At 61.4% G+C, this 14173-nt stretch carries 11 protein-coding genes; 5 read left to right on the top strand and 6 right to left on the bottom strand.

The annotated features are described in order from the left end of the window. Window positions 1-8: 8 nt before the first annotated feature. Window positions 9-932 (bottom strand): LysR family transcriptional regulator, encoded by a 924-nt coding sequence (locus ACWR1S_RS01385; RefSeq protein ID WP_454562176.1) that lies wholly within the window; start codon window positions 930-932, stop codon window positions 9-11. Between the two features lie 94 nt (window positions 933-1026). After that, complete coding sequence (locus tag ACWR1S_RS01380; protein ID WP_454562175.1) at window positions 1027-2226, bottom strand: MFS transporter; 1200 nt, start codon at window positions 2224-2226, stop codon at window positions 1027-1029. A 295-nt stretch (window positions 2227-2521) separates the two neighbouring features. On the opposite strand from ACWR1S_RS01380, the gene ACWR1S_RS01375 reads away from it, so the two are divergent. The 5 genes from ACWR1S_RS01375 (at window position 2522) to ACWR1S_RS01355 (ending at window position 9001) form a co-directional block, all read left to right on the top strand. Next, window positions 2522-3802 carry a c-type cytochrome gene (locus ACWR1S_RS01375; protein WP_454562174.1) on the top strand — a complete coding sequence of 427 codons (1281 nt, stop codon included), beginning with the start codon at window positions 2522-2524 and terminating at the stop codon, window positions 3800-3802. Further along, window positions 3799-4272, top strand: a complete 474-nt coding sequence (locus ACWR1S_RS01370; RefSeq protein ID WP_454562173.1) for a (2Fe-2S)-binding protein — start codon at window positions 3799-3801, stop codon at window positions 4270-4272. The genes ACWR1S_RS01375 and ACWR1S_RS01370 overlap by 4 nt, the downstream gene beginning before the upstream one ends. Further along, on the top strand, window positions 4269-6503 hold the full coding sequence (locus ACWR1S_RS01365; RefSeq protein WP_454562172.1) for a molybdopterin cofactor-binding domain-containing protein: 2235 nt from the start codon (window positions 4269-4271) through the stop codon (window positions 6501-6503). Before ACWR1S_RS01370 ends, ACWR1S_RS01365 begins: the two co-directional genes overlap by 4 nt. A 170-nt stretch (window positions 6504-6673) precedes the next feature. Beyond that, window positions 6674-7786, top strand: coding sequence for an alkene reductase (locus tag ACWR1S_RS01360; RefSeq protein ID WP_454562171.1), 1113 nt, complete (start codon window positions 6674-6676; stop codon window positions 7784-7786). 255 nt (window positions 7787-8041) lie between these two features. Beyond that, the gene (locus tag ACWR1S_RS01355) at window positions 8042-9001 is read left to right on the top strand and encodes an EamA family transporter (RefSeq protein ID WP_454562170.1); all 960 of its coding nucleotides are present in this window, start codon (window positions 8042-8044) and stop codon (window positions 8999-9001) included. A 126-nt stretch (window positions 9002-9127) separates the two neighbouring features. On the opposite strand, the gene ACWR1S_RS01350 is transcribed toward ACWR1S_RS01355, so the two are convergent. The 4 genes from ACWR1S_RS01350 to ACWR1S_RS01335 all read right to left on the bottom strand — a co-directional run bounded on the left by ACWR1S_RS01350 (window position 9128) and on the right by ACWR1S_RS01335 (window position 14156). Beyond that, window positions 9128-10618 (bottom strand): aldehyde dehydrogenase, encoded by a 1491-nt coding sequence (locus ACWR1S_RS01350; RefSeq protein ID WP_454562169.1) that lies wholly within the window; start codon window positions 10616-10618, stop codon window positions 9128-9130. A gap of 1 nt (window position 10619) precedes the next feature. Further along, window positions 10620-11522: a dihydrodipicolinate synthase family protein gene (locus ACWR1S_RS01345; protein ID WP_454562168.1), complete on the bottom strand. Its 903-nt coding sequence runs from the start codon at window positions 11520-11522 to the stop codon at window positions 10620-10622. A 132-nt stretch (window positions 11523-11654) separates the two neighbouring features. After that, entirely contained in the window at window positions 11655-12971 is a 1317-nt protein-coding gene (locus ACWR1S_RS01340; protein ID WP_454562167.1) for an NAD(P)/FAD-dependent oxidoreductase, read from the bottom strand. 126 nt (window positions 12972-13097) lie between these two features. Continuing rightward, complete coding sequence (locus ACWR1S_RS01335; protein ID WP_454562166.1) at window positions 13098-14156, bottom strand: GlxA family transcriptional regulator; 1059 nt, start codon at window positions 14154-14156, stop codon at window positions 13098-13100. Between the last annotated feature and the right edge of the window lie 17 nt (window positions 14157-14173).

Here is a 14173-nt window from a genome sequence, read left to right as displayed (position 1 = left end):
CACAGGGATCACGCGGCAGGCGTGGTCACGGCCGCCGGGCTGAGAATTTCCATCAGGAAATCGATAAACACGTTGATCCGGCTGGACCCACGGTGATTGGGTAAATACAACGCGTTGATGCAAGTACTGGCACTGCCGGGATTGACCTCGTACTGCTCAAGCAATCGGGTCAACCGGCCGGCTGCCACGTCGTCGCGCACCAGCCAGTCGGCCAGCAGCGTCACTCCGCCGCCGCCGATGGCGGCTTCGCGCAGGATGTCGGCGTTGTTGCTTTGCAAACGCCCATGGACGTTGAGCTGAATGGGCGCGTCTTCATTCTGAAAGGTCCAGTGCTGGTGTGTGCCGCGGTAATCGAAACGCAGGCATTGATGCTCCAGCAAATCCCGTGGATGACAGAGCGCCGGGCTACGCGCCAGATACGCCGGACTGGCCACCACCCAGCGTTCGAACTGCCCCACGCGTTTGCTGACGATGTCTTCGCTGACCACCGATGATCCCAGCCGCACCGAAACATCGATCTGCTCGCTGAGCAGGTCGCTGACCTGATCGCTCAGCGATAGACTGATCTCCAGACCGGGATGCCGCTCCAGCAAGCGGCTCAGGTGCGGCGCGATCAGGCGTCGGCCGAACTCCACCGGCACGCTGATACGCAGACGGCCCTGCGCTTCGGCGCCACGATCGGCGACAACGGCATCGGCTTCGTCAATCGCGTCGAGAATCGCCACGGCTTTTTCGAAATAGGTCTGGCCGGCAATGGTCACGCTGGTGTTGCGCGTGGTGCGATTGAGCAGGCTCGCGCCCAGTTCGTGTTCCAGCCCCGCCACTTGCCGTGTCACTGACGACGTTGAAATCCCGAGTTTGCGCGCTGCCGAGGAATAGCCCCCGCAGCGCACGGTTTCCACAAACATCTTCAGTGCCAGCAACTTGTCCATAAGCGGGGTCCGGTCGAGAGGGAACGCGGATGATTGTGCATCACTGTTCCCCTGTCGTCTTGTACCGCCGTGCTTGAACATAGTCGCCGGTTGCTCAGACATCGCTCTTGCGGCTCAGAAACAACCCGAGCGCCAGCGCTGGCAGCAGCGCCACCGCGACGGCGGACAGGTTCCAGCCGAAGTGCTCGTACAGCGGACTGGCGACCAGCGACCCCAGCGCGCCGCCGACGAAAATGCTGGTCATGTACACGGCGTTAAGGCGCGCACGGCTGTGGGGATCGAGGGCGTACACCTCTCGCTGGCCGAGCACCATGTTCAATTGCACAGCGAAATCCAGCAGCACCGCGCACACCACCAGCCAGACATAACCGCTGCCCGGAAGTGCGGCGATCAGCAGCGAAACCGGCGCCAACAGCAACGCGACCAGTGTGCCGCGCCGACCATGCCCGGCATCGGCCAGACGCCCGGCGATCGGCGCGGCAATGGCACCCACTGCACCGACCAGCGCAAAGATCGCGACTTGTGCCTGAGTGAAGCCGTGGTGACGCATCAGTTCAATCGGTGCAAGGGTCCAGAACAGGCTGAAACTGGCAAACAGCAGCCCTTGATACAGCGAGCGCTGACGCAACAGCGGATAACGCCGGGCCAAGGCAAACACCGAACCGATCAGCGCGGCATAGGTGGCTTTATGCGTTGGCAACCGACGCGGCAGCGCCACGGCGGTAATCAGAGCGATGACCGCCATCAGGGCCGCTGCGCTGTAAAACACCCCGCGCCAGCCGAACACTTCAACCAACAGACTCGACAGTGGCCGCGACAACAGAATGCCCAGCAGCAGACCGCTCATGATATTGCCGACGACGCGGCCACGGCTCGCTTCGGGCGCCAGGTGTGCCGCTAGCGGCACGAGGATCTGCACGGCCACCGAGGTCAGACCGATCAGTAACGACAACACGAGGAACATCGACGGCGAATGAGTCAGGCCGGCGCACAACAACGTGACGCTGGCCGCGAGGGTGAAGCCGACCACCAGCCGGCGGTTTTCCATCAAATCGGCGAGCGGCACCAGCAGCAACAGGCCCAATGCATAACCAAACTGCGTCAGTGAAACGATCAGGCTGGCATTGGCGCTGGACAGACCGATTTGCGGTGCAATCAGTTCGACGATTGGCTGCGCGTAATAAAGATTGGCCACGACCGCGCCACAGCAAAATGCCAGGAACGCGACCATCAGGCCGGAAAGTGACGCTGGCTGTTCGGCGCTGGCCGCAACGGCTGGGTTGCCCGTGAGCATGATGACACCTCATTGAGTTCAGGAAAGTGCTGCCAAGGCTACGGCCCTGTAGCGATGCGCAGAATCCACGCGGCGAGCAACGCAGTGATGCGTCCGGTGCAACGGCGCAGGCGTTGCTTCTCGCGCAACGCGCTATTGCGCGCGCCGCTGATTCTCCGGCGCTGGTGGTTTCTCTACGCTTTGGCCTCTGGCGCTGTCGTCCCCAGCGGCGCCCTCCCCCGGCTGTTACAAGGAGCGTTGTCATGATCCGTATCCCATCCGTCCTGCCATTGCCTGCCGCGTTGTTCTCCGTCCCATGAACCGCCATTTGCTGAAGTCCAGAACGCTATGGATCAGCGTGGCAGTCGTCGCCGTGCTTGGCATGATCGGCGCCGTTTGGCTGATGTGGCGCCCGCCAATTGCGCCGATCGAGCGCCCGACGATGTTCGAGACTGCGCAGTTGCAACGCGGGGCGCGGGTGGTGGAGGCCGGCGATTGTGCGGTGTGCCATACCCGCCCCGGTGGTGAATACCTGGCCGGCGGGCTGCCGCTGGTAACACCGTTCGGCACGCTTTACAGCACCAACATCACTCCGGATGCGCAGACCGGTATCGGCCAGTGGTCACTGCCAGCCTTCGAGCGGGCGATGCGTCAGGGCATTGCTCGCGATGGTCACTTCCTCTATCCGGCGTTCCCCTACGTGCACTACCGGCGCATGAGCGCAGCAGACATCGCCGACGCCTATGCCTATTTGATGAGCGGCCCCGCCGTGCGCGCGCCGGCCGAGCACAACCAGATGAACTTTCCGATGAATATTCGCCCGTTGGTGGCGTTCTGGAACCTGCTGTTTCTACACGGTGAGCCCATGACGCCGCTGACGCAGCGCAGCGAGATGTGGAACCGCGGGCGTTATCTGGTCGACGGTCCGGGCCATTGCGCCGGCTGCCATTCGCCGCTGAACCTGATAGGCGCGGAAAAATCCTCGGAATACCTACTGGGCGGCAGCGTCGACGGCTGGCACGCGCCAGCGCTGGTCGGCATGGGACAACGCAGCAACCCGTGGAGTCGCGAGCAACTGATCGGCTATCTGCGCGCCGAGATCGTTGATGGCCACGGCACGCCCGCCGGCCCGATGCGTCCGGTCAGCTTGAGTCTGGCCCGCTTGCCCGCCAGTGAGGCCGAGGCGATTGCCGAGTATTTGCTCAGCCTGGAAAACCCGCACCCACTGACGCAGACGTCGCCAAAGACGCCTGCCAGTGAAGCGGCAGACCACTCGACCGGCGCCCTGCTCTTCAACAGCGCCTGCGCCGGTTGCCATGGCTCGGCGGCGCCGATGCGCACCATCGATGGTCGCCCAGGCCTGCAAAACACCTCGGCGCTGCAAGCGACCAATTCGCGCAACTTCCTCAAAACCGTGCTCGAAGGGCTACCTGCCACACCCGGATCGCCCGGCCCGCTGATGCCAGCATTCGCCGCCAGCCTGGACAACGCGCAACTCGCTGCACTGGCTACGTACCTGCGTCAGCAAGCGAGCCCTGATCAACCGTGGGCCGACCTCTCTTCCACTATCGAAGCATTACGTCAGGAGACGAAATGAGCCAGATCACTCTCAACGTCAACGGCGCCGCGCAACCGCTTGAGCTGGAGCCGGACATGCCGTTGCTGTATGCGCTGCGCAATCACTTGAACCTCAACGGCGCCAAATACGGCTGCGGTCTCGGCCAATGCGGTGCCTGCACGGTGATCGTCGATGATCAACCGGTGTTCGCCTGCCTGACGCCCTGCGCCGGTCTCGAAGGCAAAAAAATCCGCACCGTGGAAAGCCTCGGCAGCGCGGAAAAGCCCGGCCCTCTGCAAGCGGCGTTCATCGAGAAACAGGCCGCGCAATGCGGTTACTGCATTGCCGGCATGTTGATGCGCGCGCAGGCGTTGCTTGAACGTAATCGACACCCGGATGAGGCGACCATTCGCGAGCACATGGCCGGCAACCTGTGCCGCTGCGGTACGCACTTGCGCATCATCGAGGCGATCAAACACGTGGCCGGGCACAGCGGGAGCCTGACATGAGCGAGTCGAATGGTTTGCAGCCGAGCCGACGCGCCTTCCTGCGCGGTGGTGCATTGCTGATGGCATTCACCCTGATGCCGTTGGCGCGACGTGTATTGGCGGACACGGAAGTCGATACGCTCGGCACCGTGGTCCTCGCGCCCGATCTCCCCGGAAGCCTGCGCACCAACCCGTTTCTCGACGCCTGGATCCGCATCGGCGCCGACGGCATTACCGTCTACACCGGCAAGGTCGAATTGGGCACCGGGGTAAAAACCGCGCTGCTGCAAATCGCCGCCGAACGTTTGCAGGTGCCAGCTACCGCCATCAACCTGCTCACCGCCGACACCGCGCTGACGCCCAACGAAGGCTACACCGCCGGCAGCCACAGCATTTTCGACAGCGGTACCGCGTTGTATAACGCCGCCGCCCAGGTACGCGAAATGCTCGTCGAGGCCGCCGCGCGCAGTTGGCAGGTCGATTCGGCACTGCTCAGCACCCGTAACGGTGTGATCGAGGGCCCGACCGCTCAGCGGATGAGTTACGCCGACGCGGTCAAGCATGTCGATGTGCATCAATATGCCAAGGCTCAGTCACCGGCGATGGCCGCCGCTGACTTCAAACTGATCGGCCATTCGTTGCCGCGCCTCGACATTCCGGCGAAGGTCAGTGGTGGTGCGGCCTTCGTCCAGGACATGCGTCTGCCGGGCATGCTGCATGCGCGGGTGATCCGCCCGCCTCGTCCGGGCTGCACGCTGCAAGCATTCGATACGGCGTCCATTGAGGCGTTGGCTGGCGTGGTCAAGGTGATCCGCGACGGCAACTATCTCGCGGTGCTCGCCGGTGATGAGTGGCAAGCGATCAAAGCCATGCGCAGTGCCAGCGCAGTGACGCGATGGAGCGAGGGCGAAGCGATTCCCGAGGCGGCCGAGATTCATGGCCTGCTCAAACGTCTGCCCTCACGGCGCTATCCGATCAGCAACAGTGGCACGCCGAGCGGCGCGGCCGATACGCGTTTTCAGGCGCGGGTCACCAAGCAGTATTTGATGCATGGTTCGATCGGCCCGTCTTGCGCGGTGGCCTGGTTCAAGGACGGCGTTCTCACCGTGTGGACCCACACCCAAGGCGTTTACCCACTGCGCGCCGGCATTGCCGAAATGCTCGATCTGCCGCCTGAGCGGGTGCGCTGTATTCATACCGAAGGCTCAGGGTGTTACGGCCACAACGGCGCCGATGATGCCGCCGCCGATGCGGCATTGATTGCCCTGCGCGTCCCCGGGACGCCGGTGCGCGTGCAATGGATGCGCGAACAGGAAAATCTTTGGGAGCCGTATAGCTCGGCGATGGTCACTGAAGTCGACGCCGGCCTCTCCCGAGGCCGCCTGCAGGATTGGGCCTACGAACTCTGGACCACACCGCACAACGAACGCATCGTCAACGCCGGGCGTCTGCTGCCGGCACGCTTGCTCGCGCGGCCTTTCGCCTCGGCGCCCTCCGTGCCGATCGCCCAGCCCGAAGGCGATGGTGATCGCAATGCGGTGCCGCTGTACGACCTCAACTCGACGCGCATCAACATGACCTTCGTCACCGAAATGCCCTTTCGCACCTCGGCCATGCGTTCGCTGGGTGCGCACATCAATATCTTCGCCATCGAGGCGAGTATCGACGAGCTGGCGATCAGGGCCGGCATCGACGCGGTCGCCTTGCGTCTGGCCCATCTCAGCGACCCGCGTGCTCGCGCGGTGGTAGAACGTGTGCGTGATGAGATCGGTTGGCCGCAAAAAAGCAGCGAGCCCGGCGCGGGTATCGGTTTCGCCTTTGCTCGCTATAAAAACATCATGGGTTACTGCGCCATCGCGGTGAAGCTGCGCGTGCATCCGCAGACCGGCGAGATCCGCATCGATCACGTGGTGACGGCGGTGGATGTCGGCCAGATCGTCAGCCCCGATGGCCTGCGCAATCAGGTCGAGGGCGGCATCGTGCAGTCCGCGAGCTGGACCCTGTACGAAAAAGTCGCCTACGACGCGGGGGGTATTCGCAGCTACGACTGGAGCGGTTATCCGATTCTGCGTTTCACGCAGCTGCCGAAAAAAGTCGATGTGCATGTGCTCGACCAGCCGGGAGAGCCCTTTCTCGGTGCCGCTGAAATCGTCCAGGGGCCAATGGCCGCCGCCCTTGGCAACGCCGTCGCCAACGCCACTGGCCGGCGCTGGCTGAACCTGCCGCTGACGCGCTCAAACCAATCCGCCTGAGCCACGCCCGTGTTTATCGCTGATGAGCACGGGCGCCATTGCGCCGTGCGCAAAACAGCGTAGCGCCGGTCACTGATTATCAGCTCCGCTGAGCGCGGTTAAGTTAGCGGCACTGGTTTGCGGCACCGCTGCCGCGCTTGAATTCCTTATATTGAAATCCGGAGCTACCCATGACTCGTCGTCTGTTCCAACCCCTCGCACTCGGTCCTTACACCCTCGCCCACCGCGTGGCCATGGCACCGTTGACGCGCTCCCGCGCCGGCCAACCGGGCGATGTGCCGACGCCGATGAACGCCGAGTACTACCGCCAGCGGGCCAGTGCCGCGCTGATCATCACCGAAGCCACACAAATCTCCCGGCAGGCTCAGGGTTACGCCTGGACGCCGGGCATCTACAGCCCAGAGCAGGTCCGCGCGTGGCGTGACGTCAGCGCGGCGGTGCATGAGGCCGACGGGTTGATCTTCATGCAGCTGTGGCACGTCGGCCGGGTGTCCCATCCGAGCTTTCAACCCGATGCCGGCCTGCCGGTTGCGCCCAGCGCGCTGCCGGTGCCGGGCAAGACGTTTATCGTCGATGAAAACGGTAACGGCGTCTGGGGAGACGTGCCGGTGCCGCGTGCGCTGGAAACGGCGGAAATCGCCGGCATCGTCGAGGACTACCGCGTGGCCGCGCGCAACGCATTGCAGGCGGGCATGGACGGTGTAGAGATTCATGCTGGCAACGGTTATCTGCTCGACCAGTTTCTTAACAGCAACAGCAACCAGCGTGACGACGCCTATGGCGGCAGTGTGGCGAACCGCGCGCGGTTTCTGCTTGAAGTGGTCGCAGCCGTCGCCGAGGAAGTCGGCGCCGAGCGCGTCGGCGTGCGCCTGACGCCGATGGGGCGCTTCATGGGCATGGGCGACGACACTCCGGAGGCCACCTTCGGCCACCTCGTCGAAGCGCTCAACCAATGGAATCTGGCCTACCTGCACCTGGTCGAGCCGGCAATGGTCGGCACAGTCAAAGATGAGAACTTCGATCCGCGCTGGGACGCGATCATTGCCCAGTTGCGCAAAACGTGGAACGGCGTGCTGATTCTGGCTGGCGGCTATGACGCGCAATCTGCCGAACAGGCACTGATTGCCGATCGTGCCGACATCATTGCGTTTGGCCGCCCGTTCCTGGCCAACCCGGATCTGCCGCGTCGGCTGCATGATGGCCTGACACTCAACGTGCCAGACCCAGGCAGCTTTTTCGGCGGGGATCAGCGTGGGTATATCGATTATCCATTTCATGCTTGAGCAGAAGCAGACCACCCGCCTGTCATGAATGTGTAAATCCCTGGAAGCAGGGGCCGATACGCCCCTGCCCTATTAAGTCATACGATCTCTACGCTTAATCAAATACGTAAAAATCCACCTTAACGCCGAGAATATGCGTAGCTGTGCGCTTTCAGGTCTATTGCCCGACGTCGCCGAATGCGATAAAACGGGTTAGTTGTACGACAACTAATAAAAACCAAGTCGTTCGAACGGCTAACAATCCTGAGATCTGCCATGCCTCGCCCTACCGCTGCGCAAACCGTACCGCCGCCCTTCCCCCGCTATCTGGCTGTGATCATTCTGTTGTGCATGGGCTGTGCGTTTGCCGGCAATCATGTGGCGGCACGAGTCGCCTTTGATGATGGCGCGGGGGTGCTGCTGGCGATTTTGATGCGGTCCGGCGGGACTTTGTTGGTGCTCGCCATCCTGGTGCTGTGGCAAAGACAAAGCCCGCGCTTGCCGGCGGGTGCCTGGCGCTGGCAACTGTTGCTGGGGTTGCTGATCACTGCGCAGAGTCTGTGCCTTTACTCTGCTGTCGCACGGGTGCCGGTGGCGCTGGCCCTGCTGGTGGCGAACGTGTTCCCTATTCTGCTGGCATTGCTCACCTGGGCGCTGGGTGGCCCGCGACCGAGCGCACGCACCGCGACGTTGATGGGTTTGATTCTACTGGGCCTGGTGTTTGTGCTGGATGTCCCCGGGCGTCTCTCGACCACGACGGACGTCAGTGCGCAATGGCTGACCGGCGTCGCGCTCGCATTCTGCGCCGCCAGCGTGTTCGCCTGCGCGCTGTGGATCACCGACCACAAACTGTCTCAGGTACGCGGCTCGGTGCGCAGTCTGCTGACCATTTTCATCGTGTTCAGCAGCGTCAACCTGGCAGGACTGACGGGCGCCCTTCCTGGCGGATTGAACCTGCCCGCCACCTCGACCGGATGGCTGGCCCTCGCCACCCTGGTGGTGCTGTACGGCACAGGTTTTATCGTCCTGTTCATTTCGGTACCTCGCCTGGACATGCCGCGCAATGCGCCGGTCATGAACATCGAGCCATTGGCAACGTTGCTGATGGGCTGGATTGTGCTGGATCAGATGCTCAGCAACGGACAGATTCTCGGCGGGGTGATTGTGGTCACGGGCATCGTTTTGCTGACTTATAGTAAATCAGTGGTCAAGGCTGAGGTTAAAGTCAGTGCGTGAGGGGTTCTCGCCAGCGGTTGTTCACGGTCGAGTTGTGCTGCTACTGGCTCAGCTCATGGAATGGGTAACTCGCCCCGCCACTGAATCCAGTGTCGGGGCGATGCGACTTCTGCCGTCAAAGCACTATCAGGATGCATCAATCCAGATGGTTTTGATTTCAGTGTACTGGTCGTGCGCCCAGATCGATTTGTCGCGCCCGCCAAACCCCGACTCCTTGTAGCCGCCGAATGGCGTAGAGGCGTCGCCCTCACCGAAGCAGTTCACCGTGACAATCCCGGCGCGAATCCCGCGTGAGAGTTTCAGGGCATGGCGCAGGTTGCCGGTGTAAGCCGATGCTGCCAGGCCGTAGGCCGTGTCGTTGGCCAGCGCAATGGCTTCGTCAACGGTCTGGAACGTGGTGACGCTCAGTACCGGGCCGAAGATCTCTTCCTGGAACAGACGGCTATCGCGACTCACGCCGTCAACGATAGTGGGTTCGACGAAAATATCCTGGCGGGTTTTGCCGCCCACCAGCACGCGTAGGTTTTCGTCGCGGGCCACATCAAGGTAGGAGCGCACCTTGTCGAAATGCGCCTTGCTGATCATCGAACCCAGGCGGTTCTCAGGATCCAGTGGATCGCCCATTTTCCAGTCGCCCAGATGCACCTGGACACGCTGCAACAGTTCATCCTTGATCTCGGCGTGGACGATCAAGCGCGATGAGGCCGAACAGTTTTCCCCCATGTTCCAGAACGCACCGTTCACCACATGCTGAGCGACGAGGTCGATGTCTTCGACATCATTCATCACCACGGCCGGGTTCTTGCCGCCACATTCCAGCACGATGCGCTTGAGGTTCGATTCGCTGGAATATTTCAGGAACAGCCGCCCGGTATCGGTTGAACCGGTGAAGCTGACCATGGCCACATCCGGGTGACGCCCCAGCGGCTCACCGGCCTCCTTGCCTCCCCCGGGCACGACGTTGAACACGCCGGCGGGAATCCCTGCCTGATGCGCCAGTTCGGCGACGCGCAAGGTGCTCAAGGTGGTTTCCTTGGCCGGTTTGACCACGATCGAACAGCCTGCAGCCAGCGACGGGCCGATTTTCCAGGCGAGCATCAGCAGCGGGAAGTTCCACGGCAACACCAGGCCGACAACGCCGATCGGTTCGCGCACCACCATGGTCACCGCACCCGAGCCGACCGGTGCCGTAGCGTCGTAGATCTTGTCGATCAGCTCGGCATGCCAACGCAACGTATGAATCGTTTCCGGCACGTCGATGTTCTGGCATTCACGAATCGGCTTGCCACTGTCCAGGCTTTCCAGCACTGCCAGTTCATGGGCGTTGTCTTCCAGTAATTGGGCGAAGCGCAGCAATACCGATTTGCGTGCGGACGGCGCCAGTGAATGCCAGCGTGCGTCGTCGAAGGCTTCCTTCGCCGCCGCTACGGCCTCGTCGACATCATCGGCGTTGCACGCGGCAACCTCAGTCAGCACCTGGTCGGTAGCCGGGTTGGTCGTGGTGAATGTCTTGCCTGAACGCGACGAGCAAAACTGGCCGTTGATGAACGCTTGATTGCGAAACTCGAGCTTCGCAGCCAGTTCACGGTATTGCTCTTGACTCAGCAGGTCTGCCATTTCAAGCCTCCTCGACGATACGCGCGACGTTTTTCTGCAGGGTTTTGATCACGCCTTCCAGCGTCTGCTTCTCGGAAGGCTCCAGCGGTTGCAGTGGCGCACGGACCCCGCCGGCACGCAGGCCACTAAGTTCGCTGCCATGTTTGATCGACTGCACAAACTTGCCGCTCTCGAGGAAATCCATCAACGGCAGCATGGCCGACATGATCCTCCGGCCTTTATCGAAGTTCTTTTCCAGCACGCAGGCTTCGTAAAGCGCGATGTGTTCACGCGGGATGAAGTTCGAACCGGCGCAGACCCAGCTGCGCGCACCCCAGGCGAAGAACTCCAGCGCCTGATCATCCCAGCCACAGGACAGCTGGATCGACGGATGAGCGTGAGCCAGACGGTGCAGGCGGCTCATCTCGCCCGAACTTTCCTTGATCGCGGCGATGTTCTTGCAGCCGGCGATGGCTTCGAAAAACTCGTCGCCCATCGCCACGCCCATCCGCGACGGATAGTTGTACAGCATGATCGGCAGCCCGGCCGCCTTGTCCACGGCGAGCACATGGGCGGCAATTTCCTTCTGCGTCGGCAACGCATACGGTGGCGAACCGACCAGAATCGCGTCCGCTTTCAGGGATTTGGCCTTTTCGGCGAAGTACACCGAGTCTTCGGTACGAATGCCGCCGGTGCCGATGACCAGTGGCAAACGTCCGCGGATCACCTCTTTGGCGCGCTCGGCCACGGCCACCCGCTCCTCGGCGGTGTGCGCGTAATACTCGCCGGTGGAGCCGCCAATTACGATGCCGTGAACCTTGGACTCGATCAGGTATTCGAGCACGTCGGAGAACGCCGAATAGTCGATCTGGCCATCCGCGGACAACGGGGTAATGGCAGGGGTAAAGATTCCGTCAAAGTTCATAGCGTTTTCTCCAGTGGTTCAATGTTCAATCCGTACACCCGACGGCATGCCGGGCAAACTGTGGTTATTGGCGGCGCAAGCCTTCAGGACGGCAGCAGAGCGACGAGGTGTAAGCGACTAGTCAACGCAGACTCAGCTTTCTCTCCCGGCGCGGTACTGCCCCCACTTGAGGTTCATGTTCACCCCAAGCGAAAGAAACGGTTCTGGCGGGTTGCTGTTGGGCCCCGGCGCCTGCAACAAGAAATCAATCAGCGGGTCACGCTGCCCCGCCAGCCAGTCCGCGAGCAACTTGCCGGTGACGGTTCCGCGCGTGACGCCCAGACCGTTGCATCCGAGCGCGCCATAAACATTGGGCGCCAGTTCACCGAAGAAGCCGTTGTGGTTGCGCGACATGGCCAAGGCGCCGCCCCAGGTGTATTCGAACGTCACGTCCGGCAACATCGGAAAACGCTGATCGAATGAAGCCTTGTGCCGACGTACAAAGCGTTCGTTGTATTTGCTGTTGCTGCGACCATCCGGGTTGAAGGTAAAACTGTTGCGGATCAGCAGGCGGTTATCCGGGGTGCGGCGCACCGTGGTGCCGAACGGATCCGCGGGAATGGCGCCCCAGAACGGTTTGCCGCCCAGGCGCGCCTGTTCCTCTGCAGTCAGCGGCCGGCTGATGCTCGCGTAGGTGTAGATCGGCAACATGCGCCCTTGCAGGAAACCGAAACGCATGCCGAACGAGTTGTTCGCCAGAATCAGCTTGTCGGCAGTGATACTGCCGTGGGCGTGTTTTAGGAGCGTCTTGGCGCCGTATTCCACTTCCAGAATCGGGGTGCGCTCATACAGCGTGACGTTCGATGGCAGATGGTCGGCGAGGCCTTTCACCAGTCCGGACGGTTGCAATAACACCGCGCCCGGCGTGAACAGCGCCTTGCGGTAAAACCGCGTGCCCAAGTGTTCGGGCAACTCATCGGCATCAATCATTTGAAAAGGCTGATCGAGTTTTTCCAGGCCCCGGCGATAGGCATCGAGGACGGCGATACCACGGTTCTCCACCGCCGCCTGATACTTGCCGCAGGCCTTCATCTGGCAGTCGATGCGGTATTGATCGACCAGCTCGCGAAGTAGCGATTGGCCGGCCAGATTGAGTTTCAAACTGGTGCGTGCCAGCGCGATGTCACCGATGTAATCCTCAGCGCCAATGTCATGGGGAAGATCAATGGCAAAACCGGCATTGCGCCCCGACGGCCCCAGTCCGACTTCCTGCGCTTCGATAAGCACCACTTCGTCGTCGGGAAAATTCAATGCCAGTTGTCGCGCGCACGCCAGTCCTGTGAAGCCGGCACCGATAATCACCCACCGCGCTGAACGGTGCCCACGGTGCGCCGGCTCGGGACTGCGTGGCTTGCTCAAATGAAACCAGCCACAACTATCATCATCGGCGGGTAATGAACTGACTTTCATAGTGTTGAACCGTTAATCGTTGAAGTTGCAAAACGCACGCGGCACAAAGCAAACGCACGCAGTGGCGTTGATCCGGAAACTTGCAAAACTGGCACTGGCGCAAACAGTGACGATTGACTGTTTGTTTTAAAAACCGGCCGCCACGGCATAACGGCCGCTGCTGGCATAGTCACTCGAGTAGTAATAATCCCTGAAGGTCATGGGCGGTAAGCCGAACAGGTCCTTGAAGCGTTTATAGAAGTGCGGATAGCTGACAAACCCGGTGGCCAGAGCCACATCCGTCAACGAGCGATCACTTTGCACAATCAATTGCCGAGCCCGGGTCAAACGCAGTTCCAGGTAATAACGATTGGGTGCCGCATTCAGATAGCGGGCAAACCGTCTTTCCAGTTGCCGGCGTGACACGCCGACCTGGCTGGCGATTACGTCGATTTCCAGCGGTTCCTCAATGTTCTTTTCCATCAAGTCGAGCGCGATATTCAAAGGCTTGGGAATCGCTGAACAGCGAAGGCTGTCGGCAGTCTTCGGTTGAAGATGTCCAGACTGGTGAACCCGTTTTATTTCATCGACCAGTGCCGCATCGTTGCGCGCACCCAGTTCCTGCATGATCGCCAAGGTCATATCCAGCGCCGAATGAGCGTTGGCGCAAGTGGCTCGGCGCTGTGTGCAAATAAACTCGCGAGTCGATACTTTCAACTGCGGGAAATACTCATGGATCAGGCCGCCGCTGTCGCTGTGACAGGCAAACTCGCAAGCCTCCAGCAAACCGGCATCGGCGAGATAAAACGCGGCATTCCAGCAACCGGCAACGATCCCTTTGCTCGCGGACCTCTTCAGCACTCGGCGCAGCACTGGCTGCGTGGCAAGCCTCACACGCTGGCCTCCGACGACAATCACCGCATCATGATTGAAGCCTTCCGCGACCAGCCTTTGCGAAGCCAGCGACACGCCGATATCGCTTTCAACCAACCCGCCCTGCAGTGAGTAGGTCGACACCTTGTAAATCGTTTCGCCATTGATCAGGTTTCCAGTGGCCAGGGCATCCATCGCCGTTGAAAGGGTCGTCAACGAAAAATGATCGAGCAGGATGAACGCCACCCGCACGACATGTTCATGGCCCGACATCACGGTGGATGGGCGAAAGCCGATGTTCTGTTGTTTCAACGGACTCTGGAACGTTTCCATCTTGCCTCACCCGCTCA

The sequence above is a fragment of the Pseudomonas sp. AIG genome (genome assembly GCF_977020205.1).
The sequence above is the reverse complement of the archived record's forward strand: the minus strand, read 5'-3'. Positions and strand labels throughout refer to the sequence as shown.

Coding starts and splice junctions, on each gene's coding strand:
- ACWR1S_RS01340 (WP_454562167.1), bottom strand. CDS start 12,971: ATGAAAGTCAGTTCATTACCCGCCGATGATGATAGTTGTGGCTGGTTT.
- ACWR1S_RS01370 (WP_454562173.1), top strand. CDS start 3,799: ATGAGCCAGATCACTCTCAACGTCAACGGCGCCGCGCAACCGCTTGAG.
- ACWR1S_RS01385 (WP_454562176.1), bottom strand. CDS start 932: ATGGACAAGTTGCTGGCACTGAAGATGTTTGTGGAAACCGTGCGCTGC.
- ACWR1S_RS01350 (WP_454562169.1), bottom strand. CDS start 10,618: ATGGCAGACCTGCTGAGTCAAGAGCAATACCGTGAACTGGCTGCGAAG.
- ACWR1S_RS01360 (WP_454562171.1), top strand. CDS start 6,674: ATGACTCGTCGTCTGTTCCAACCCCTCGCACTCGGTCCTTACACCCTC.
- ACWR1S_RS01375 (WP_454562174.1), top strand. CDS start 2,522: ATGAACCGCCATTTGCTGAAGTCCAGAACGCTATGGATCAGCGTGGCA.
- ACWR1S_RS01355 (WP_454562170.1), top strand. CDS start 8,042: ATGCCTCGCCCTACCGCTGCGCAAACCGTACCGCCGCCCTTCCCCCGC.
- ACWR1S_RS01335 (WP_454562166.1), bottom strand. CDS start 14,156: ATGGAAACGTTCCAGAGTCCGTTGAAACAACAGAACATCGGCTTTCGC.
- ACWR1S_RS01380 (WP_454562175.1), bottom strand. CDS start 2,226: ATGCTCACGGGCAACCCAGCCGTTGCGGCCAGCGCCGAACAGCCAGCG.
- ACWR1S_RS01365 (WP_454562172.1), top strand. CDS start 4,269: ATGAGCGAGTCGAATGGTTTGCAGCCGAGCCGACGCGCCTTCCTGCGC.
- ACWR1S_RS01345 (WP_454562168.1), bottom strand. CDS start 11,522: ATGAACTTTGACGGAATCTTTACCCCTGCCATTACCCCGTTGTCCGCG.